Raw genomic sequence first — 22116 nt, 5'->3', positions numbered from 1 at the left:
TTGCCGTTTTCCAGTTCTTTTTCCCAAACCTGGAAGTTCAGGGCGCCCACTTCATAGGTTCCGGCCTCGACCAGGCGAAGGGTACGGGTATGGTTGCCACTGAATCCAACCCGGGAGAACAGGGAATCCGGCGCTTCATTGAAGACATCTCGAATGTAGAACTCCGGCATCAGGCGGCCCGAGGTCGAACCTTTTGAACCGAAGGTAAAGGTTTTGCCGCGCAGCTCGTCTTCCAGCTCATCCAGACTGTTGGCCGGCTGAATTCCAGTGCTGGTATTGGCGATAAAGTAGGTCTCGAAGGCTTCGTCTTCAACGCCTTGGGCAATGGCTTCGGAACCCGGAACCAGTCGGCGGGCCTGAACACCAGACAAGCCCCCAAACCACGCCAGTTGTACCTGATTGTTGCGGAAGGCCGATACCGCAGCGGCGTAGGATTTCACCGGGATGTAACGCACCTCAACATCCAGTTGCGCCTCAAGATAGTCAGCCACGCCACGAAAGCGCTCGACCAGTTTGGTTTCATCTTCATCCGGAATGGCGGTGAATACGAAAGTGTCTGCCTGAACAGTGGTAGCCGCTGCCAGGGAAAGCAGGCCCGTCGCCAGCCATTTTCTGAGGTTGCTGATTGCCATCATCAATCATTCCTTTGCGAGGTGGGGGTTGGTGAAAAACGTTGCCATGTACTTGAAAACCCAGTCAGGATAACGTGATTTCCATCAAGTCTGAACCGGTATACGAGGGAAGGCTTTACCTGGCGCAGTGCCACATGCAGAATTTTTCAAAATCAGAACAAGTGACCGCCATGCGATTGACCATAGTAACTCCAGCCGGCCCGGATTCAAAAGCAGGTAATCGGGCCACCGCGCTGCGTTGGAAGAGTCTGCTGGAAGCCACCAGTCACCAGGTGGAAGTGGTGACGGAATATCAGGGCCAGGAAACGGACTGCCTGATTGCCCTGCACGCCTGGCGAAGTGCTGACGCGGTTAAGCGGTACCGGGAAACATGGCCGGAGAAACCTTTGATAGTAGTACTCACCGGCACAGACATATACCGCTTTCAGCACGAGTTTCCGGACATCACACGGGCCTCCATGGACGCCGCTGACCTGTTGATCGGGTTGCATGATCTGGTGGCCGAGGATATTCCCGAACGCTACCGCGATAAATTGCTGTGCCTGCGGCAATCGGCGCCCAAGCCGTCAGTGGCGGGCAGCGCCCGGGCAGAAAAGGACCAGTTCCACGTTTGCGTTATTGGCCATCTGCGTGAAGAAAAGGACTCTCTGCGTGCTGCCTGGGCGTGCTACCACCTTCCTGAGCAATCCCGCATCGTGGTTTCCTGCGCCGGCAAGGCTCACAACGAGTCCTGGCGGGAAAAGGCGCTGGAAGAAAGCCGGTCCAATCCTCGGTTTCATTATCTGGGTGAGTTGGACAAGCCTAAGCTGGAGCACCTGATGGCCGTGAGTAATCTTATGGTGATCAGCTCCATCATGGAGGGTGGGGCGAATGTGGTGTCGGAAGCCTGTCGGGCGGGCTTACCGATTCTTGCCTCTGACATTCCCGGCAACCGTGGTTTGCTGGGCGATGACTATCCCGGCTATTTTCCGGTTAAAGACGATAAAGCTCTGGCGAGGCTGATGTTACATGCGGAAACCGACGCGGAATTCCTGGGGGATTTGCGGGCGAAGGTAAATGTCCTCGCGTCTGGGTTTTCCCCGGAGAGCGAGCTGGAAAGCCTCGAACTCGCCCTGGTCAGATGCAAAAAAGGGTAGGCCGAGGGCCTACCCTTTATTTCAAGGCATTGGGTTGCGAGATAGGTTTCAGAGTACCTTTTTCGCTTCGGCAGACAACTCGCTGAACCCTTTCAGGCTCTTGAATGCTTCCAGTTTCTGCTTGTCCGCATCGCTGGGGTTGGCAACCTGCTCGATGGAGGTAATGCCAGCCTCTTTCATTTTCTTTGCGGTTGCCGGGCCAATGCCCTTCACGCGGGTAAGGTCAGACTTGTCTGCCGGCTTGGCCGATTTCTTCGGAGCTGCGGCCTTGGGCTTGGCAGTGCTCGTTTTCTTGGCGGCCGGCTTGGCAGCGGCGGTTTTCTTGGCCGGAGCCGCTTTCTTGGTACCACTGGCCTTCGAGGTTGATTCGCCGGACTTGGACACTGACTTGCCAGTTTCCTTTGAAGCGATACCCAGGCGCTCCAGCAATGCCGACTGCAGTTCGTGGAATTCATTCATGCGGCGCTCAAATTCGTCGTTAAAGCGCTTCATTTCACGATCACGAAGCTCATCCATGTCTTTCAGGAGCTTGCGTACCGGCTCCTGAACCTGGTTCTGCAGGTTGTCGAACTGCTTCAGTGCGTCGTTAATCAGCCCTTCGATCTGGGCGGATGTTTTCTCGAACTCTTTGTTTACTTTCTTGACGATCTTATCAACGCTTGGCTTGGCTTTCTTTGCCATGGAGTGTCTCCTTACGGAAGGGAAGTGCGGGTGAAGTGAACGGGCATCAGGCCATTTGTCGCATACCGGAAGCGGGACTCGACCCACGCCGGGATTTCAGGCTCTGTTTCTTGAGAACAACTTCTCTTATGCGCCGCAGTTTGTCAGAGAGCGGCGATTCGTCTCGAGCATTTAGCTCAACAAAATCAAGTGAGTAGAAGAAGTTGCTACAGTGTTTTCTCTTTTCGGTAACCAGGCCGGTCAGGCCTTCGGCACGGATTTCTTCAAACGGCATATCCATAACAAGGTCGAGAACCACGGTATCCCCGGGTTCAAACAGTTTGTCCGTTTTCATCACGCAGCCGTAACTGTCGAGTTCATAAAGTCGCGCTTCAACGGTTTCCTTGCGAAAAATGCCGTGTCGGATTCGGAAACGCGCGACCAGGTCCGGTAGTTCTTCGTTCATGGAACGCTTGCTCTGCTATTGAGGTCGGCCAGATATATACTGAACATTAATTAAACAATAGACGGGCCAGAAACTTTTGGCAATGCCGTCAGCTATCTACCGCAGCCCGTTCATGGAAATAATCAGGATTTGGCCCCCTGTGCGGGGCCAAATCTGCCCATTACCGGGTTTTCAGCTCGTAAAGGTCAACACGTCGATCTTTCAGATTGGTGACAGAACCTTCGTTTCTGACCAGTTTGAGCTTTTCCAGATCCATATCTGAAAACATGATCATTTCGGTGTTCGGTGTGGTTTCTGCCATCACTGCATCATGAGGGAATGCGAAATCCGACGGCGAGAATACCGAAGACTGGGCGTACTGAACATCCAGGTTTTCCACTTTCGGCAGGTTGCCCACGCTGCCGGTAATCACCACGTAGCACTCGTTTTCTATGGCCCGGGCCTGGGCACAATGGCGCACGCGCAAATAGCCGTTCTTGGTATCGGTCCAGAAGGGGACACAGATAATGTCCACATCCTGACTGGCGGCGATACGGCCCAGTTCCGGAAACTCAATGTCGTAGCAGATCATGATGGCGACACGGCCGGCATCGGTATCGAATACCTGGAATTTATCACCACCCTCAATAACCCAGTCGCGACGTTCGTGAGGGGTGATGTGGACCTTGCGCTGCTCGTCTACACGACCGTCACGGTGGCACAGGTATGAGACGTTGTAGACCCGGTCATCTTCAATCAGCGGCATGGAGCCGGTGATAATGTTGATGTTGTAACTGACGGCCATTTCCGACATTTCGTTGCGGAACTGTTCGGTAAAGCCGGCGAGGAACCGAATGGCACGGGTCTGATCCATCTGGTCGGTCAGCCCCATCAGCGGCGCGTTGAAAAATTCCGGGAACAGGGCAAAGTCGCTTTTATAATCCGACAGTGCGTCCACGAAGTACTCAACCTGCTTGAGCACCTCCTCCACCGAGGTGAATTCCCGCATCTGCCACTGCACCGCCCCCATGCGCACCTGGGTTTTTTTGACGTTGAGTACCGATGAGGGAGGCGTATAGAGAATGTTTCTCCACTCCAGCAACGTCGCATATCCGAGGGATTTCTGGTCTTCCGGCAGGTATTTGTGCATCAGCCGGGTAACCTGGAAATCGTTGGAAAGCTGGAACGTCAGGATCGGGTCGTAGATTTCCTTGCGATCAACGCGCTGAATGTATTCTTCCGGAGTGTATTGCTCGGCGTACTTGAAGTAGCTGGGAATCCGCCCGCCGGCGAGGATGGCCCGCAGGTTCATGGAACGACAGAGCTCTTTTCGTGCTTCATACAAGCGACGCCCCAGTCGATAGCCCCGGTATTCGGGGTCTATAAACACATCCAGGCCGTAAAGCGAATCGCCGTTGGGGTTGTGCCAGATTTTTTCGTTACGCAGAATCAGGTCGTCGTAGGCGTGAGGGTTGCTGAATCTTTCGTATTTCACGCATACCGTGAGCGCCACCGCCACCAACTGGCCGTTGTCTTCGATACAGATCTGGCCATCCGGGAATTGTTCTACCAGAGCCTTGATGGTTTCTTTTGGCCACGCGCCACCAATGTCGTCGTAAACCCGATCCATCAACTCTTGCAACTGGCCGTAGTCATCAAGGGTCAGGTTACGCAGATTCAGGTGGAGCTCTTCATGGGCCATAGGGTTCTCCCTGTCGTGTCTGGCGAATGTGCTGTGATCTCAGCATTCTAGCAAAGAGTGTTCAAGACTTCGCAGGATCTGCCGTTAGTAAGTATGTTTCGACTACACTAAATGATAAATGCAATTTGTTTTTGACCCTGATTGGAGGCCGTCAGCTTGAACCTATCATTCGCCCAGAAATTGCTGATCGCAATTGGCTCCCTGATCGTGTTGATTATGGGCGCCCTGACAATTTCCAACGATATTCGGCTCCGCTCAACGACTGATCGCTACGTTAGCGCGCTGATGAGCGATGCAGTGGCCCAGAGTACGTCGAGTATTGCCGATTGGCTCAATACGCGCCTGGATATGGCGGAAGCGACGGCGAAGGCGCTGGAACGGACTCGCAACGACGATAACGCCCGCGTTCTTATGGAAGCCATGACCGAAGGTGGCAACATCAAGGACGTGTACGCCGGCACCGAAGATGGCCGCATGCTGATGCGAAGTGCCGAAGTAGAGGCCACGCTTCCACCCGATTATGACCCCCGGGTACGCCCCTGGTACCAGAAAGCCCAGCGTTTGGGGCAGGCGTCGTTTACCGATCCGTACCTGGATGCAACCTCGGACGAGACCATTATTTCCGCCATGGCGCCAATCAAGCGGGGCAATTATGTTGGCGTGGCCGGTATGGATATCAGTCTCAACACAATCGATCAGATGCTATCGACCATTACCCTGGCAGAGACGGGCTATGCGGCGTTAATCAACAATTCCGGCACGGTCCTGTTTCACCCCAACAGCGAGATTGTTGGCAAGAACATCAGCGGCATGATCGGTCAGCAGCCGGTTCTGGACGGTTCTCTGCAGGGATTTGAGAGCGAGGGTGCCGAGTGGAGTGTCAGCTTTCACCCCATCAGCGAAGCCCGGGCCGTGGACTGGTACCTGGCTACGTTCGTGAATGAAAACCTGATCAGTGCTCCCATCGTCGAGGCTCGGACTATGGGCCTGATCATCGCCGGGGTAGGGCTGATTGTTGCGCTTGTCTTGCTCTACTTTGCGATTAGCTTCCTTCTTGCGCCGGTTCGCAGGCTTAATGGCGCCATGTCTCGCATCGCTTCCGGAGATGCGGATCTTACCAAGCGTCTTGATGACTCTGCGTCTGATGAGTTTGGGCAGTTGGCGCGCAGCTTCAATAGCTTTGTTGAGAACATCCAGCAGGTTGTAAAAGAAGTAAAAGAGGGCAGCGACGAACTGGAGGAGAACGTAAAGTCGCTCCGACAGACGTCCAGCGACAGTCGCTCCAGTGTTGAAAACCAGCAGCATGAGATCGATATGATCGCGACGGCAATTAACGAAATGTCCGCGGCGGCGGGTGAGATTGCCCAGAATGCCCAGCAAACTGCGGAAGCCGCAGAGAATGCAGACCAGGAAAGCCGGGGTTCCCTGGAGACCGTCACCGCCTCGCGGGATGCGGTGCAGAAGCTGGTGGGTGAGATAAACGCCGCCGCCGAGGTTATCGACACCCTTGGTAAGGATGTTTCGTCGATTACGACTGTGCTTGAAGTCATTCAGGGCATTGCGGAACAAACCAATCTGCTGGCACTGAACGCGGCCATTGAAGCGGCACGGGCAGGGGATGCGGGACGCGGATTTGCGGTGGTGGCCGATGAGGTTCGGAATCTCGCTCAGCGTACCCAGTCTTCCACTGAAGAAATCAACAACATGATCGAGCGGCTGCAGAAAGGCGCCAACGATGCGGTAGACGTTATGAAAGCTTCTACGGCGGTATCCAACGTGAGTATGGAAAAAGCGCAGGATGCGATGGAGTCTCTGAACCGGATTGTGGAGGCGATTACCGCCATCAGTCAGATGACCTCACAGATCGCCACGGCCTCCGAGGAGCAGACATCGGTGACCGAAGAGTTGAATGCGTCCATCACCCGCATTGCTGACCAGGGCCAGGAAGCGGCCAAGGCGGCCAGCGAGAACGATGTTTACAGTGGCCACATCGAGACTATCGGCAGTGTGCTGAATGACAAGGTAACCCGTTTCCGGGTGTAATTCGTGGCGGCCAGGGATGGCCCGCTAGTCTCCGACACTCAGTAGCTCAACGCGGCGCTCCAGGTTTTCCAGGGTTCGACGCCCGACATATCTGGATTCTTCACTAAGATACGGATTCTCCAACGTGATTACTGTGCGCCGATCAAGGCCCAGTGATGATACCGCTCTGCCAAACCAGTTTTTCAGATACACCGCGAAGCTGCCGTCCAGGATCGCTCGCTCCAGACCCAGTTGCAGGCGTTGCGCGGTTTCGTGATCGTCCGGGGCCACAAAAAGGTAGGATGGCATGGCGTAGGCCAGCAGGATGTTTGGCTCGATTACCAGGTCGTCGGCTTTGTTATGTTCGAGGTCGAACAGCACTTCGCTCACACCGCGGGCGTAACAGTCGAAGCGTTTATTGCGAAGCATACCAAAGAGTATTTCATAGCGGGTGTGGGTGATCACGGTAATGCCGTTAGCTTCGAGAATCGGGGTGTCTGGCCAGTGTGCGCCCTGGCCAATACGGATATCTCGCTGGCGCAGGTCGTCCAGGCTGGATACCCCCTCAAACAGACTGAGCTGTTCCGGCAACACCAGGCATACCCTGAATCCGAGCAGTCCGCCGTCCACAGGTACCGGAATGGCGTTCAGAAATGTTTCCCGCTCTTCTGATGTCGCCACGTTCGCAATATCCAGAATCCGGCTCTGAGGGTTAGCCAGTTCCCGAAGGGCGCGCCCCTGGCTTATTTCTTCACTGCGGATAATCTGGAACTCACCGTACTCCGAGGTTTTGCGCAATGCGAGTTCAACCAGATTGCGAATCGCCGGGTTATCGTAGTTGCGATACCAGAGTATGTAGTCTCGTGTGGGAGCCGATTTGGATTCGGATTCGGACGCAGCCGTTGGCTGAACGTGAATGCACGCCGCAAGCGCCAGAACTGGCCAGAGGCGCGTTATCATTTTATTGAATGTGTACAACTGCGTGCCCTTTCCCTGTTATCCGGCTGCAAGCAACGGTAACGTTACAGACATTGGCTACAGCTTAGATCAGAAAGCGTTATTCGAAACGTACAGGTTTCAAAAAAACTGTAAAAGATTCTTGAAGTAGCCGTATCTGACTGTAAAGATCGCATTTTCTGTACTTCAGGATATGGCTTTATGGCTCTTATTGATTCTCTGATTGGCACCGCCGGCCAATGGGTAAGCTCCAGTGACCCCAAGGCGACGCTGCTGCAACCGCTGGAATGGCTCAAGAAGACCGGCAGTTATGCCGCGGTTAACCGCATTATTGGTATGGCGATACCGTTCGCGCCACGTAATCACTTCAGCGTTGAGGAGCTTCGCCCGGGCTACGTCAAAGCCCGCGTGCGCCTCAAGGGCAATAAAAACCACTTTGGTAGCCTGTATGCTGGCGCCTATTTCCTGGTGGCGGAGATTCCCGGTGGGGTGTTAACCCTTTTCGACCTTGGCCCTGCCTATACGCCAATTCTGAAGGAAATGACACTGGAGTTTCTGCAGCCGGCCAATTCAGATGTGACCGTGGAATTTGAACTACCACCAGAGGCGGTGGCTGCCATCCTTGCCGATGCAGACGCCACCGGTAGGGCTAAATTTACTCTGGAAGGCATTCTGAGAGATGAAGAAGGCAACCACGTTGCCACCTCCATCGCCCATTACCGGGTGCGCAAGAAGGGGTTCAAGCCTCAGAATTGATAGAGCGTAGCGCCTGCAGGAAAACATCGCCATACTTTTCCAGCTTGGCGGCGCCCACGCCGCTGACCTCGGCCAGCTCCTCCAGGGTGGAAGGGCGGCGTTCAAGCATGTCGAACAGGGTTGTGTCGTGGAAGATCACGTAGGGCGGCACGCCCTGCTTGTCCGCCAGCTCTTTGCGGCAGGCCCGCAACGCATCCCACCCGGCGTGGTCGGTAATCTGGTCCCGCACGTTCTGGCCGCTCCGGCGGCTCGTTGATGACTTACCACCAGCGGTGTTGCGGACCACCGGGTCTTTCCGGAGTTCAATCGCCTGTGCGCCCTTGAGCAGGGGGCGGCAGCGCTCGGTTAGCTGAAGCGCGCCATAGCCCTCAGGGTCTGCCCGCAGGTATCCGTTCGCCACCAGTTGCCGGAATACCGACTTCCATTCGTTCGCTGACAGTTCCTGACCGATGCCATAGGTGGTGATCGCCTGGTGGCCGGATTGCAGGATTCGTTCATTCTCTGACCCGCGAAGTACATCAATGACATAGTTAACGCCAAAGCGCTGGCCGGTGCGGTAGACGCAGGAGAGGGCCTTCTGCACCGCCACCGTGCCATCCCAGGTTTCCGGAGGGTTCAGGCAGGTATCGCAGTTTCCGCAGGGAGTCTCCAGATTGTCTCCGAAATAATGCAACAACACTTGTCGCCGGCACTGGGTCACTTCGCACAGCCCAAGCATGGCATCCAGCTTCTGTCGCTCAACCCGCTTGAACTGATCGTTACCCTGAGAGGCCTCCAGCATCTGCCGGAGTTTGATGACATCCTGCAGGCCATAGACCATCCACGCGGTGGACGGTTTGCCATCCCGGCCCGCCCGGCCCGTTTCCTGGTAATAGGCTTCCAGGCTTTTGGGGAGGTCCAGGTGGGCGACAAAACGCACATCAGGTTTATCGATGCCCATGCCAAAGGCAATGGTTGCCACCACAATAACGCCATCTTCCCTGAGAAAGCGCTCCTGATTGCGGGCGCGGTCTTCGGCGCTCAGCCCGGCATGGTAGGGCAGTGCGGTATAGCCCTTGCTGCTCAGTAATCGGGCTGTGGCATCGACCTTGTTTCGGGACAAGCAATAGACAATACCGCAATCACCTTCATGCTCTGCTTTAATAAAGTCCAACAACTGCTTGTTTGCGTTGGTCTTTGGCGTAATCCGATACTGAATATTGGGGCGATCAAAGCCACTGATGAAATGCCGGGCGGTGGTCAGCGACAGCCGTTCCGCAATCTCTTTTCGCGTGCGCTCATCAGCGGTCGCTGTCAGTGCGATACGGGGGATGCCGGGAAATTCCTGGGCCAGCATGCTCAGTTGAAGGTAGTCGGACCGGAAATCGTGCCCCCACTGGGAGACGCAGTGAGCCTCGTCTATGGCAAACAACGACAGGGACGCGTTATGCAGCAGCTCAATGGTTCGCGGCTGAATCAGCCGCTCCGGCGCGCAATAGAGCAGGTCCAGCTTGCCGGTCGCCAGGGCGTATTCGGTGGCACGGGCCTGTTCGAAATCCATGGTGGAATTCAGGAACGCCGCTTTCACTCCAAGCTCCCGCAACGCCGCCACCTGATCCTGCATAAGCGCGATCAGCGGTGAGATAACAATAGCGGTGCCGGGCCGAACCAGAGCGGGGACCTGATAACACAGGGATTTACCACCCCCGGTGGGCATCAACACAAGGGCATCACCACCGTTGACCACTTCCCGGACAATATCCCCCTGCAGGGGCCGAAAACTCTCGTAACCAAATACCTCGTGCAGAACCTGCTCCGGATTTCGGCCCGCAGCGGTGGGTGGTTCAGTGGCGAGTTGGTCGAAGTCCTGGTCCATGTACATTCAGTGGTCGGCTCGTGGCGGAGTGATTAAGCAGCGCGATTCTACCAGATCCTTCCGGATGTTTGGTCAACTGGCCATTCGGGTGGAGGCAAACCGGCAAGAGAAAGGATACAATAGCGCCCCTTTCGTACACTGTGATCAACGCTGCGAACAACAACAGGGCTTGCATGCAGGAATTTGACGCAATCCGTCCCTATTCGGATGAAGAAACCGCGCCAACCATCCAGAGGTTGGTTAACGACCGGGAATTCCTGGATATGGTTGGGCGGTTCAAGTCGCCAACCGTTGCAAAATGGGCGCCGGGCGTTCTGAGGATGTTCATTCGCCGCTGGCTGGTCAGCCATTTCGGGCATTACACCCGGGTAGATGATATGCAGGCCGGGGTTTCGAAATACGTCGGAGAACTGGTGGAAAATACCACCACCCGCGTCACCCACAGTGGCCTGGAAAATCTCAGCAAGAACAGCGCCCATCTGTTTATTTCCAATCACCGGGACATTGTTTTTGACCCGATGGTGGTCAACTACCTGCTGTTCCAGAACGGCTTCCACACAACCCGGATTGCCATTGGCGACAACCTGCTCTCCAATCGGGTGTTTGCGGAAATGATGCGGCTGAACAAGAGTTTTGTGGTGCGCCGTAACATGACCAGCCCAAGGGAAATGCGTGATGCCTACCTCACGCTTTCCGGCTTCATCAATCACAGCATTGATACCAATCACAGCATCTGGATTGCTCAGCGCGAAGGCCGCGCCAAAGACGGCATTGACGCTACCGACCCGGCGATCATCAAGATGTTCTACATGAGCCGGAAAAAATCGGGGCTGGCGTTCGATGAAGCCATGAACCGCCTTCACATCGTGCCGGTATCCATTGCCTACGAATACGACCCCTGCGATGCCGACAAGGCCAAAGAACTGGAAGTGCGGGGCCGGACCGGCGCCTATCAGAAGACCGAAGGCGAAGACACAGACCAGATCGTTAAAGGGCTGACGGGCTTTAAAGGCCACGTTCATGTTCATTTCGGGGCCCCGATTGCCGATTCACCGGACAACCCGAAAGCACTGGCCGCACGCATTGACCATGAAATGCACGCCAATTACCACCTGCACGCCTCCAATCTGGTGGCGTACCAGATGCGGGGAGTTCATCCGGATGCCCATGAGACTCCGGGCAGTGTGAGCGAGAGCGTGGTAACCGCCGAGACCTGGTCTCCGGCCGATATGGACGCTGCCACGGCAGAAATGGAGCGCCGGCTGGAGGCCTGTGACCCGGCGATCCGCCCTTATTTGCTGGATATGTATGCCAATCCGGTGGTCAATGCACTGGCCGCGAATAACAACGAGCAACCGCTGAACTCGACTACCGACTAAGTGTCATGCCCAGAGCATGGCCCCCATCTCCAGCGGGTGGGTTAGCGCCTTGTGGTGCGGGTAGATGCGCAATCGCAGTGTTTGCAACCCCGGGTAGGGTGGCTGGACCCGGGTTTTGAACAGGGTTTTACCGTCTTTCTCTCCGCTGGCTTCCAGCACAAATGCGTCTGGCCCGGGGCCAGTGTGAGTGCCGGTGCATTCAGGCTCAACCAGGCATTCCACCCGTACATCATCGGGCGCCAGACCATTCAGAGCCACCGACACTTTCAGCTCCACGGATTCATCCCAGTGACAGCGATCTGACACGCAGCCGTCCACATGGATGGACACGCCGTTCCAGGCCTCGTGCACCCGGGCTTTCCACTCTGCCAGTTCCTGCGCCAGTGCGGCATTGTTGTCTCTCAACCGCGCGCCCTGCCGGGTGGCTGGCTGATAATAGTTGCGAACATAGTCCATCACCATACGCTGCGCATTGAACCGGGGCGTAATGGTTTTCATGGACGCTTTGGAACGGCTTACCCAGCCCTGGGAGTAGCCCTGTGAGGCTCGGTTGTAATAGAGCGGAATCACTTCCCGCTCCAACAGGTCCAACAGGTCCCGGGCTTCCTCGCGGTTGCGAAACTCCACATCCAGTTCGATGTCCCGCGGCGTAATCGCCCAGCCATTGGTTTCGTCGTAGCCTTCACCCCACCAGCCGTCCAGCACGCTCAGGTTCAGGGCACCATTAACGGCCGCTTTTTCGCCAGAGGTGCCGCTGGCTTCCTTGGGGTATTCCGGCGTGTTGAGCCAGACATCAACACCGCTCAATAACCGGCGCGCCATGGCCTGATCATAATCCTCCAACAGGATAATGTGCCCCATCAGGTTGGGCTGCATGGAGAGGTCGTGTATGACCTTGATCAGTTGTTGCCCGGGTTTGTCCTGGGGATGGGCCTTGCCGGCAAATACCAGCACAACCGGCTGCTCCGGATTGGTGAGCAGCCGTTCCAGGCGGGCCAGATCGGAGAAAATCAGCGTAGCTCGCTTATAGGTAGCAAAGCGGCGGGCGAAGCCGACCACCAGCGCGTCATTTTCCGGCGACACCAGCTTGCGGGCCATTCGCTCAGTGACTGAATGGCCCGTGCCATTGCGCTTGTGCTGGCGTTTCAGGCGCCGCACGATGAACTCGGCCATCTGCTGTTTCAGGGCCTTGTGAACGCTCCAGTAATGGTAGTCCGGGATCTTGTCGATGAACTGCCAGAACGTCGGGTTTCGCAGTTCACTTTTCCAGGTCGGCGCCTGGATATCGAATAGACTTGCCCATTCCGGCGCCAGGAACGTTGGCACGTGAACACCATTGGTGATATAGCCAAGGGGATTCTCGGCCGCCGGTATCTGTGGCCAGATATCGCCTTCCATCCGAGCGGCTACACCGCCGTGAATCCGGCTTACGCCGTTATGAAACCGGGAGCCCCGAAGGCCGAGACTCGTCATATTGAAGCTTTGATCACCATTTTTGCTGCCGAGCCCGAAAACGGCATCGAATTCCTGCCCGGAGTGGTCCAGGAAAGGCGACAGGAAGTGCTCCACCAGGTCGCGGGGGAAGATATCGTGGCCCGCCGGCACCGGAGTATGGGTGGTAAACAAGGTGCATCCGGCTACCGACTCAAGGGCGGCACCAAAAGACAGCCCTTCGGCCATGGCCATACGGCAACGTTCCAGTATCTGGAAGGCTGCGTGGCCCTCGTTGATATGCCACACCGTAGGCTGAATACCCAGGGCGGCCAGTGCCCGGGTGCCCCCAATGCCAAGCAACATTTCCTGGCTGATGCGGGTAGCGGAGTCGCCACCATAAAGCTGTAAGGTAAGTTCCCGGTCTTCATCTGTATTTTCCGCGGTGTTGGTGTCCAGCAGGTACAGGGAAATATGCCCGACCCTGGCCAGCCAAACCCGTGCATGCACTTCGCGCCCCGGGAAGGGCACAGAGACGGTCAGTGCCTTGTCATCTACCTCTACCGGCGTGATTGGCAGCTCATCGCTGGAGTGGCACTGATAACGGGCAATCTGGTGCCCCTGGGCATCAATGGTCTGAATGAAATAACCCTGCTGATACAGTAGCCCGACGGCGACAAAGGGTAACCCCAGGTCACTGGCCGCCTTGCAATGGTCACCAGCCAGTATGCCAAGGCCCCCGGAGTAGATCGGGAAACTCTCGTGAAACCCGAACTCGGCGCAAAAGTAGGCGACAAGGCTATCTTCAGGGTTCAGTGCCTCCAGCACTTCGGTGCCGGGTTCGGATTCAAGATAAGCGTCGTAAGCGGATAATACTCGACGGTATTCGGCGAGAAAGGCGCGGTCTTCCGATGCCTGATCGAGCCGGGCCTGGGCCACCCGTCGCAGGAACAGTTTCGGGTTGTGCTCCACTTTTTGCCAGAGACGGAGATCAATCCGCGCGAACAGGCTGCGCACGCCATGATCCCAGCTGTAGAACAGGTCATTGGCCAGCGTATCAAGTCGTTCCAGTGCTTCTGGTAGTCTGGGGCGGGCTTCCAGCCGGAATTCAGTTGCGGTGTGCATGGTGATGACCTCCTTGGGCCAGGGGCACCGTGTCAGTCTTCATGTATCCGGTCGTTGCCGGCAATGAGGTTCCGGTAAAGGGCCGCGTATTCGCCGGCCCGGTTCTTCCAGGAATAGTCGCCTTTCATGCCGTTTTCCTGCAATTTGCGCCAGGTTTTCCGGTCCTCCCGCGCTGCCAGCGCACGGGTAATGGCGGCATGTAATGCGTCTGGCGTCGCCTCACGAAACACAAAACCATTGGCTTGTTCCGGTGTTTCCTCATTGGGGTCAAACACCGTATCGTTAAGGCCGCCGACGCCGTGCACCACAGGTACGGTGCCGTATCTCAGGCTGTACATCTGGTTCAGGCCGCAGGGTTCAAACCGGGAAGGCATCAGGAAAATATCGGCCCCGGCGGTTATCCGGTGTGCCAGGCTTTCGTTGTAACCGAGGGTGAGTGAACATTGCCCGGGCCATTCACGAACCATGGCTTTAAGGCTTTCCTGGTAGTGGTGTTCGCCGGAGCCGAGCAGGGCAAACTGACATCCTCGTTCCAGCAACGGCTTGATGACCCCAAGCAGCCAGTCCAGCCCTTTCTGTTCCACCAGGCGCCCGACGAACCCCAGCAATGGAGCCCCGCAAACCTCCAGCCCGAGTTCCTGCTGCAGCCTTGCCTGGCATTGTGATTTGTTGGCGGGGTAGTCCGCGCCGTAGTGAAACTCCAGGTGCGGGTCGTCTTCCGGGTTCCATTGGCGGGTATCAATGCCATTGAGAATGCCCTTCAGCCTGGCGGATTTGTGGCGCAACAAGCCGTCCAGACCATTACCGAACCAGGGTGTCTGGATTTCATCGGCGTAGCTGGGGCTCACGGTGGTGATTGCATCGCTGAACACCAGTCCACCTTTGATAAAGGAAAGTTGCCCGTGGAATTCCAGGAACTCGTAGCGCCACAGGGAATCGGGCAGGCCCAGGGCCCGAAAGGTCTCATGGGAAAACAGCCCCTGGTAAGCAAGATTGTGGATGGTGAACACGGTTTTCGGGGCATCCTGACTGTCCGCCAGGAACACCGGAATCAGTGCGGATTGCCAGTCGTTGCAGTGAACGATGTCCGGGCGCCACGCCAGACCCAGTTGCCCAAGTGCCAACATAGCTCCAATTCGCCCGAACAAGTGAAACCGGTGAGCATTGTCCCACCAGTCTTCACCATTCTCATTCTGATAGGGGCTGTCGCCAGCACGATCGAAAAGAGCCGGGCAATCCACCAACCACAGAGTTACCGCCGTACCCGGCAGACGGGTTTGCCACAGGGAGACATCATACTGACCATACCGGAACCGGGTTTTCCTGCGGGCGCCACCCTCTCGCGCTGCCTTCAGTGCAGCAGGATAGCCGGGCAGCAGAACCTGACAGTCGTAGCCCAGACGGCAGAGTGCCTCAGGAAGGCTGGCGGAAACATCGGCCAGCCCCCCGGTTTTCACGAGAGGAAAAACCTCACTGGTAGCAAACAGCACCCGGGTCATGGCGCGGGCCTCAGCATAACCAGCCCAAGGGGCGGGAGTGTTAACTCCAGGGAACACGGTCGGGCCATCCAGGGTGTGGGCTCAGCTTGCAAGGGCAGGGGGTTGCCGAGGTTGCTGCCGCCATACCAGGTGGAGTCTGAATTAAAAACTTCCTGCCAGTTGCCTCCGCCAGGCAGGCCTATACGGTAGTGATGCCTGGGCACGGGTGTAAAGTTGGCAACAACCACCAGCGACCCATGCTCCGGTGAGCCGGCAATCCGTAGAAAACTGATCACGGATTGGGTGGAATCGTGGCAGTCAATCCACTCGAATCCTTCACCGGTAAAGCTTTTTCGATACAGGGCCGGGTATAGCCGATAGAGGCCGTTAAGGTCCTGGATCAGTTTTCGCAGCCCCTGGTGCTCCGGGTATTGCAATAGATACCAGTCCAGCTCACGGCGTTCGCTCCACTCCTGGCGCTGGCCGAATTCCCCCCCCATGAACAGCAGCTTCGCGCCGGGGTAGGCGAACATGTAGCTGAACAGCAGGCGCAGCGAGGCCCTCTGCTGCCAGTCATCTCCCGGCATTTTCTGAATCAGGCTGGATTTGCCGTGTACAACTTCGTCGTGGGATAGCGGCAGCACGAAATTTTCCGAAAAAGCGTAAAGCAAACCAAAGGTGAGCTTGTCATGGTGATACTGGCGATACACCGGATCCTGTTGCAGGTAATGCAGGGTGTCGTGCATCCAACCCATGTTCCATTTCAGGTTGAAACCGAGCCCGCCAATTTCCGGAGGCCGGGTCACCCTGGGCCAGGACGTGGACTCTTCCGCCATCATCAGTACACCCGGAAACCTGCTCTGGCACACCCGGTTCAGATCCTGGAGGAAACGGATCGCCTCCAGATTCTCATGGCCGCCATGTTCGTTCGGCAGCCATTCACCCTCATTCCGGGAGTAGTTCAGGTACAGCATGGAGGCAACGGCATCCACCCGTAGCCCGTCCATGTGAAAGGTATCCAGCCAGAAAAGCGCACTGCCTATGAGAAAGTTCCGGACTTCGTGGCGACCGTAGTTGTAGATGAGTGTGCCCCAATCCTGGTGACGCCCGCGGCGGGGATCTTCATGTTCATAGAGTGCCGTCCCATCAAATTCGGCGAGGGCGAAGTCGTCGTCGGGGAAATGCCCCGGCACCCAATCGAGAATCACGCCGATGTTGTTCTGATGACACAGGTCGACCAGATATCTAAGATCATCCGGGCTGCCATAACGGCTGGTGGGGGCGTAATAGCCGGTAGTCTGGTAACCCCAGGATTCGTCCAGCGGGTGCTCGGTAATCGGGAGCAGCTCAATATGCGTAAAGCCGGTTTCCAACACGTAGGGCACCAACTGATCGGCCAGCTCCCGATAGGTCAGCCAGCGCCCGGAACCGTGATGGCGCCAGGAGCCCGGATGCACCTCATAGACAGAAATCGGGCTCCGCTGCCAGTCGAACCGGTTTCTGCACTCAAGCCAGTCTCCGTCGCTCCAGGCGTATTGCCCCCGCTCGGTCACCACTGCGGCATTGGAAGGCCGGTGCTCAAAGGCCTGCCCATACGGATCGGTTTTGGTGATGTGGTGGCCGTTTCGGGTTGTGATGGCAAACTTGTAAAGGTCTCCCGGCTTTACTCCCCCAATGAATACCGACCAGACACCATAATCTTTGTTAACCGCCATGGGATGACGGCCGCTGTCCCAGTCGTTGAAGTCGCCGATCACACTCACGGCCTGGGCGTTGGGTGCCCAAACGGCAAAACGGGCGCCTTCGATTCCTCGCTGATTCCCGAGGTGGGCACCCAGAACATTATAGATATGCCAGTGCCTGCCTTCGGCAAACAGGTGCAGGTCGAACTCACTCAGGGCGGGGCTTTCCATAGACCACAGATTCCTGAATAAAAGTGGAAACCAGAGGTTAGACCATCAATCGTTTTTGCGTTTGTACAAAATATGACCTAAGACAATTGTACGTCATAATTCAATGATAGTGTTTTTCTACAAGAGCAAACGTCAAATTTGTGTCGGCGCGTATCCGGTTTAAACAGGGAAGCTGCTATGCAAACCGCCAAGCGTTTCGTCAGTCGTCTTACTCGTCAAACCCTGGCCCTGGTGCTGGCTGGCGGCAGGGGCTCACGGCTTCACGACCTCACAAAATGGCGAGCCAAGCCCGCCGTTCCCTTCGGGGGTAAGTTCAGGATTATCGATTTCCCGTTGTCCAACTGCATCAACTCCGGCATTGGCCAGGTAGGCGTCATCACCCAGTACAAATCCCACTCACTGATACGTCACATTCAGCGCGGCTGGGGATTCCTGAGGGGGGAGCTGGATGAATTTGTGGAACTGTTGCCAGCCCAGCAGCGCATTGAGACCTCCTGGTACGAGGGCACAGCAGACGCCGTGCTCCAGAACCTGGATATTATTCGCAGCCACCAGCCGGAGTACGTGCTGATTCTGGCGGGTGACCATGTCTACAAAATGGATTACGGCACCATGCTGGCTGCCCATGTGGAGCAGGAGGCGGACATTACCGTGGGCTGTATTGAGGTACCCGTTGAAGAAGCCTCGTCGTTCGGGGTGATGTCGGTAGATGAGAATTTCCGCATTATCGAATTCAAGGAAAAGCCGAACCATCCCAAGGCCATACCTGGTAAACCGGGGACAGCGCTAGTGTCGATGGGTATTTACGTGTTCAGCACGAAAGTTCTGTTTGATGAACTGCTGCGGGATCACAAGATGGACGGTAAATCCTCCCATGATTTCGGCAAGGATATTATTCCTTCGGTGATCAAGCGCCTTCGGGTGGCGGCTTTCCCGTTCCGGGACCCGGTCAACAACAAGGTGGCATACTGGCGCGATGTCGGAACCATCGATTCTCTGTGGCAGGCCAACCTGGAACTGATCGGCATCAGCCCGGAACTGAATCTGTACGATTCGGACTGGCCGATCTGGACCTACCAGGAACAGTTACCGCCGGCCAAGTTCGTGTTCGATGATGACAACCGTCGGGGCACGGCCGTCGATTCCATGGTGGCCGGCGGCTGCATCGTTTCTGGCGCTCACGTTCGACACTCGCTGTTGTTCTCCCAGGTTCGGGTGCATTCCTTCAGTGAGGTGGAGGACTCTGTAATCTTCCCGGACGTGGACATTGGACGCGATTGCCACATTCGCAAAGCGGTGATTGACCGCGGCTGCCGGATTCCGGAAGGCACCCGGGTTGGTTTTGATCGGACAGCAGATGAAAAACGCTTCCACGTGTCGTCTAAAGGTGTTGTGCTGATCACTCCCGAGATGCTCGGGCAGGATTATCCCCATGGCCTCTGACCCCCGCACGCCAGTGGTACTTTGCTGGCATATGCACCAGCCGGATTATCAGGATCACAGCAATGGGCAGTTCCTGTTCCCCTGGGTCTATCTGCACTGCATCAAGGATTATGTGGACATGGCTGCGCACCTGGAAGCCCACCCGGATGCCCGTGCGGTGGTGAACTTCGCGCCGGTGCTGCTGGAACAGATTGAGACCTATCTGTACCACATTGAGCGATGGCGCCATGGAGGGCAAACCATCGGCGATCCTCTGCTTGCGGCTCTGGTTGATCCGGCGCTGCCGGAACCTGGCTCACCGGCATTTCTGGATTTGATGGAAAAGTGCCTGAGGGCAAACGCCGAGCGGATTATCAAGCGTTTTCCCGCCTATGCTCGGTTGGCGGAAGTGGCCGATCTATACCGAACCCGGCCCGACATTCAGCGTTATCTTTCTACCCAGTTTCTTGCCGATCTGCTGGTGTGGTACCACCTGGGCTGGATGGCGGAAACCGTGCGCCGCAAACATGGCGTGGTACAAAGCCTTCAGGAAAAGGCCCATCAGTACACACTGGACGATCGCAAGGCATTGCTGGACGTGATCGCAGAATTGATGGCCAGCATAGGCCCTCGCTACCGTCACCTGGCGCATACAGGCCAGGTGGAACTGGCCATGAGCCCCTGGGCCCATCCCATCGTGCCTCTGCTGCTGGATTTCAGTGCCGCCCGAGAAGCGATGCCAGACATCGCGCTTCCGGAGCATGACCACTATCCAGGGGGGAAAGAGCGGGCCATCTGGCATCTGGCCGAGGGCAGGCGAGCCTTCAAACGCTTTTTCGGCACCGAACCTGCGGGTTGTTGGGCCTCTGAAGGTGGGTTGAGCCAGGCCACGCTGCTGTTGCTTGGCGAGCAAGGCTTTCGATGGACCGCTTCCGGCGATTCAGTCATCAATAACAGCATCAACAAGGCCAGGGCGAATAAATCCTTGCCTGAAGCTGCCAGCATCCATCAGCCGTACCGGTTTACTGATGCCAATGTAACGGCTTTTTTTCGTGACGATGGGTTATCGGATCTGATTGGTTTTACCTATGCCGACTGGCACGCCAGGGACGCGGTTGGCGACCTGGTGCATCACATGGAAAACATCGCCAGAGAAGACAAGAACCCGGTGATCTCGGTGATTCTGGACGGCGAGAATGCCTGGGAGTACTACCCGGAGAACGGCTTCCATTTTCTTGACGAGCTGTACCGGGTGCTTGAGAAACACCCGAAACTGCGGCTGACCACTTATTCGACCCTTCAGGAAGAGCATTACACAGAGCCTGTGCAACTCCCGGAACTGGTGGCTGGAAGCTGGATTTATGGAACCTTTTCCACCTGGATAGGCGACTCCGACAAAAACCGGGCCTGGGACCTGCTGTGTGAGGCCAAGCAGCATTTTGACCGGGCGCTTGATAATGGCTCCCTCAACATGGATCAGAAGCAGGCGGCCACACATCAGCTCGGATTGTGTGAAGGCTCGGACTGGTTCTGGTGGTTTGGCGATTACAACCCGGCAGCGGTGGTTCGGGATTTCGAGCAGCTGTATCGCCGGCACCTGGCCAACCTTTATGAGCGTATTGGCTACCCGGCGCCGTCCAGCCTGTTCCAGCCCCTGAGCCAGGGTGGAGGGGAGCCCGCCAAGGGCGGTGCCATGCGGCCGGGGCATGAGGCTGATTCATGACTGTAGAAATGCCATCCAATCCGGTTTTGGCAAGGCGGCGTGCCGGTGTGCTGTTGCACCCGACCGCATTACCTGGCGTTTCCGGCAAGCTGGGCGCCGCTGCCCGGCAGTTTGTGGATGTTCTGGCCGAGGCAGGCATCACGGTGTGGCAGACACTGCCATTGGGGCCCACTCATGCAGACCTTTCGCCGTACCAGTCGCTCTCGGCCCATGCCGGGAACCCCGTTCTGATCGACCTTGAGGAACTGGTGGCGCCCGGTCTTCTCGATAGCCAGGAACTTACCGCCTTTACCCGTACCGAAGCCCTGGAACATGCCAGCCAGCGATTCCATGCCGGTCGCTATCGTGAGTCAGAAGCGCTCAACGCACAGGCCTATCAGAATTTTCTGGAGCACCATCAGTGGCTGGATGATTTTGCGCTGTTCATGACAGCCAGAGAGGCGTTTCCGGGCGTGAACTGGCTGGACTGGCCCGACGACCTGCGGGATCACAAGCCGGCCGCCCTGGAAGCCCTGAGAGAATCCCACCAAAGTACACTGGAACGGGTGTGCCTGGAGCAGTACCTGTTTTTCATACAATGGACAGCGGTGCGTCATTATGCGGCCGAACGGGGCATCTGGCTGTTTGGCGACATCCCCATTTTCGTCGCTCACGACAGCGCCGATGTCTGGGCCGCACCCCACCTGTACAAGCTTGATGGTGAAGGTAAGCCCAGAGTGGTTGCCGGGGTGCCCCCGGACTATTTCTCCCCCGAGGGTCAGCACTGGGGAAACCCGCTATTCGACTGGCAGCGAATGGAGGAGGACCGATACCACTGGTGGGTGCAGCGCCTGGCCAGCCAGCAGGAACGGTTCGATCTCCTTAGAATTGACCATTTCCGGGGGCTGCAGGCTTACTGGGAGATTCCGGCGGAGAATCCGCGCCCGGTCGATGGCTACTGGGTGCCGGGCCCGGCCGATGATTTTCTGGAAACCTGCTTCCGGGAGTTACCCCGTTTGCCGCTGGTTGCCGAGAACCTCGGCATCATCGGGGAAGATGTGGAAGCCCTTCGACACCGTTTCCGGTTACCGGGTATGACCGTCATACAATTCGGTTTTGATGGCAGCGCCGCCAACCCCCATCTATTGCATAACCACAAGGAATGGGATCTGGTCTATACCGGTACCCACGACAACGACACCACAATGGGCTGGTACCAGAGCCTGGATGAGCGAACCCGGGAGCATGTTAACCGGTATCTGAGAATTAACAGCCCGGATATGCCATGGCCCGTGATACAGGCTGCGATGGGCTCGGTATCACGACTGGTGATCGTCCCGATACAGGATCTTCTGGCTCTTGGATCCGAGGCACGCTTCAACACGCCCGGCACGATCCAGGGTAACTGGAAATGGACCTTACCCGAGGATTATCGAGCGAGGATCGACCTGCCAGGGCTGAGAAATATTGTGAACCTATACGGTCGATAGCCGAGTGATCA

At 56.7% G+C, this 22116-nt stretch carries 16 protein-coding genes; 7 read left to right on the top strand and 9 right to left on the bottom strand.

The window, feature by feature from the left end; all coding sequences use genetic code 11:
* On the bottom strand, positions 1-632 hold a 632-nt coding region (locus B3Y70_RS06790), incomplete at its 3' end, for a putative selenate ABC transporter substrate-binding protein (RefSeq protein ID WP_422655531.1).
* Positions 633-802: 170 nt separating this feature from the next.
* Between B3Y70_RS06790 and senB the strand changes: the two genes are divergently transcribed.
* On the top strand, positions 803-1768 hold the full coding sequence (gene senB, locus B3Y70_RS06785; RefSeq protein ID WP_288589454.1) for a selenoneine biosynthesis selenosugar synthase SenB: 966 nt from the start codon (positions 803-805) through the stop codon (positions 1766-1768).
* Between the two features lie 48 nt (positions 1769-1816).
* On the opposite strand, the gene B3Y70_RS06780 is transcribed toward senB, so the two are convergent.
* The 3 genes from B3Y70_RS06780 to B3Y70_RS06770 all read right to left on the bottom strand — a co-directional run bounded on the left by B3Y70_RS06780 (position 1817) and on the right by B3Y70_RS06770 (position 4575).
* Entirely contained in the window at positions 1817-2449 is a 633-nt protein-coding gene (locus tag B3Y70_RS06780; RefSeq protein WP_288589452.1) for a helix-hairpin-helix domain-containing protein, read from the bottom strand.
* 46 nt (positions 2450-2495) lie between these two features.
* Positions 2496-2894, bottom strand: coding sequence for a hypothetical protein (locus tag B3Y70_RS06775; protein WP_014421463.1), 399 nt, complete (start codon positions 2892-2894; stop codon positions 2496-2498).
* Between the two features lie 160 nt (positions 2895-3054).
* Entirely contained in the window at positions 3055-4575 is a 1521-nt protein-coding gene (locus tag B3Y70_RS06770; RefSeq protein WP_011784929.1) for a bifunctional GNAT family N-acetyltransferase/carbon-nitrogen hydrolase family protein, read from the bottom strand.
* Between the two features lie 156 nt (positions 4576-4731).
* On the opposite strand from B3Y70_RS06770, the gene B3Y70_RS06765 reads away from it, so the two are divergent.
* Positions 4732-6618 (top strand): methyl-accepting chemotaxis protein, encoded by a 1887-nt coding sequence (locus B3Y70_RS06765; protein ID WP_014421464.1) that lies wholly within the window; start codon positions 4732-4734, stop codon positions 6616-6618.
* Positions 6619-6642: 24 nt separating this feature from the next.
* On the opposite strand, the gene B3Y70_RS06760 is transcribed toward B3Y70_RS06765, so the two are convergent.
* Positions 6643-7557 (bottom strand): transporter substrate-binding domain-containing protein, encoded by a 915-nt coding sequence (locus B3Y70_RS06760; protein ID WP_011784928.1) that lies wholly within the window; start codon positions 7555-7557, stop codon positions 6643-6645.
* Positions 7558-7755: 198 nt separating this feature from the next.
* Between B3Y70_RS06760 and B3Y70_RS06755 the strand changes: the two genes are divergently transcribed.
* Positions 7756-8310 carry a YiiD C-terminal domain-containing protein gene (locus B3Y70_RS06755; protein ID WP_014421467.1) on the top strand — a complete coding sequence of 185 codons (555 nt, stop codon included), beginning with the start codon at positions 7756-7758 and terminating at the stop codon, positions 8308-8310.
* Here B3Y70_RS06755 and recQ read toward each other — a convergent pair.
* Positions 8294-10171, bottom strand: coding sequence for a DNA helicase RecQ (recQ, locus tag B3Y70_RS06750; protein WP_288589451.1), 1878 nt, complete (start codon positions 10169-10171; stop codon positions 8294-8296). The two genes, B3Y70_RS06755 and recQ, sit on opposite strands and share 17 nt — an antisense overlap.
* Positions 10172-10338: 167 nt before the next feature.
* Here recQ and B3Y70_RS06745 point away from each other — a divergent pair, with 167 nt between their 5' ends.
* A complete protein-coding gene (locus B3Y70_RS06745; protein ID WP_288589450.1) occupies positions 10339-11544 on the top strand; it encodes a lysophospholipid acyltransferase family protein in 1206 nt (401 codons plus the stop codon).
* Positions 11545-11547: 3 nt separating this feature from the next.
* On the opposite strand, the gene glgP is transcribed toward B3Y70_RS06745, so the two are convergent.
* The 3 genes from glgP to glgB are packed head-to-tail and all read right to left on the bottom strand — an operon-like array spanning position 11548 to position 17491.
* A complete protein-coding gene (gene glgP, locus B3Y70_RS06740) occupies positions 11548-14100 on the bottom strand; it encodes an alpha-glucan family phosphorylase (RefSeq protein ID WP_288589448.1) in 2553 nt (850 codons plus the stop codon).
* 32 nt (positions 14101-14132) lie between these two features.
* Positions 14133-15599, bottom strand: coding sequence for a glycogen synthase GlgA (glgA, locus tag B3Y70_RS06735; RefSeq protein ID WP_286896037.1), 1467 nt, complete (start codon positions 15597-15599; stop codon positions 14133-14135).
* Positions 15596-17491 carry a 1,4-alpha-glucan branching protein GlgB gene (gene glgB / locus B3Y70_RS06730; RefSeq protein WP_286896036.1) on the bottom strand — a complete coding sequence of 632 codons (1896 nt, stop codon included), beginning with the start codon at positions 17489-17491 and terminating at the stop codon, positions 15596-15598. Before glgB ends, glgA begins: the two co-directional genes overlap by 4 nt.
* Positions 17492-17668: 177 nt before the next feature.
* On the opposite strand from glgB, the gene glgC reads away from it, so the two are divergent.
* Genes glgC through malQ form a run of 3 tightly spaced genes read left to right on the top strand, consistent with a single transcriptional unit; the run spans position 17669 to position 22105 of the window.
* Positions 17669-18934, top strand: a complete 1266-nt coding sequence (gene glgC / locus B3Y70_RS06725; protein ID WP_286896034.1) for a glucose-1-phosphate adenylyltransferase — start codon at positions 17669-17671, stop codon at positions 18932-18934.
* Positions 18924-20636 carry a glycoside hydrolase gene (locus tag B3Y70_RS06720; RefSeq protein ID WP_153740067.1) on the top strand — a complete coding sequence of 571 codons (1713 nt, stop codon included), beginning with the start codon at positions 18924-18926 and terminating at the stop codon, positions 20634-20636. Before glgC ends, B3Y70_RS06720 begins: the two co-directional genes overlap by 11 nt.
* On the top strand, positions 20633-22105 hold the full coding sequence (malQ, locus tag B3Y70_RS06715; protein ID WP_286896031.1) for a 4-alpha-glucanotransferase: 1473 nt from the start codon (positions 20633-20635) through the stop codon (positions 22103-22105). Before B3Y70_RS06720 ends, malQ begins: the two co-directional genes overlap by 4 nt.
* Positions 22106-22116 lie beyond the last annotated feature (11 nt).

This window comes from Marinobacter sp. UBA5687, from assembly GCF_002420325.1.
Lineage (GTDB): Bacteria > Pseudomonadota > Gammaproteobacteria > Pseudomonadales > Oleiphilaceae > Marinobacter > Marinobacter nauticus.
The sequence above is the reverse complement of the archived record's forward strand: the minus strand, read 5'-3'. Positions and strand labels throughout refer to the sequence as shown.

What these genes read in the sequence shown, in the direction of transcription:
- senB (WP_288589454.1), top strand. Translation starts at nt 803, where the DNA reads ATGCGATTGACCATAGTAACTCCAGCCGGCCCGGATTCAAAAGCAGGT.
- B3Y70_RS06780 (WP_288589452.1), bottom strand. Translation starts at nt 2,449, where the DNA reads ATGGCAAAGAAAGCCAAGCCAAGCGTTGATAAGATCGTCAAGAAAGTA.
- B3Y70_RS06775 (WP_014421463.1), bottom strand. Translation starts at nt 2,894, where the DNA reads ATGAACGAAGAACTACCGGACCTGGTCGCGCGTTTCCGAATCCGACAC.
- B3Y70_RS06770 (WP_011784929.1), bottom strand. Translation starts at nt 4,575, where the DNA reads ATGGCCCATGAAGAGCTCCACCTGAATCTGCGTAACCTGACCCTTGAT.
- B3Y70_RS06760 (WP_011784928.1), bottom strand. Translation starts at nt 7,557, where the DNA reads ATGATAACGCGCCTCTGGCCAGTTCTGGCGCTTGCGGCGTGCATTCAC.
- B3Y70_RS06755 (WP_014421467.1), top strand. Translation starts at nt 7,756, where the DNA reads ATGGCTCTTATTGATTCTCTGATTGGCACCGCCGGCCAATGGGTAAGC.
- recQ (WP_288589451.1), bottom strand. Translation starts at nt 10,171, where the DNA reads ATGTACATGGACCAGGACTTCGACCAACTCGCCACTGAACCACCCACC.
- B3Y70_RS06745 (WP_288589450.1), top strand. Translation starts at nt 10,339, where the DNA reads ATGCAGGAATTTGACGCAATCCGTCCCTATTCGGATGAAGAAACCGCG.
- glgP (WP_288589448.1), bottom strand. Translation starts at nt 14,100, where the DNA reads ATGCACACCGCAACTGAATTCCGGCTGGAAGCCCGCCCCAGACTACCA.
- glgA (WP_286896037.1), bottom strand. Translation starts at nt 15,599, where the DNA reads ATGACCCGGGTGCTGTTTGCTACCAGTGAGGTTTTTCCTCTCGTGAAA.
- glgB (WP_286896036.1), bottom strand. Translation starts at nt 17,491, where the DNA reads ATGGAAAGCCCCGCCCTGAGTGAGTTCGACCTGCACCTGTTTGCCGAA.
- glgC (WP_286896034.1), top strand. Translation starts at nt 17,669, where the DNA reads ATGCAAACCGCCAAGCGTTTCGTCAGTCGTCTTACTCGTCAAACCCTG.
- B3Y70_RS06720 (WP_153740067.1), top strand. Translation starts at nt 18,924, where the DNA reads ATGGCCTCTGACCCCCGCACGCCAGTGGTACTTTGCTGGCATATGCAC.
- malQ (WP_286896031.1), top strand. Translation starts at nt 20,633, where the DNA reads ATGACTGTAGAAATGCCATCCAATCCGGTTTTGGCAAGGCGGCGTGCC.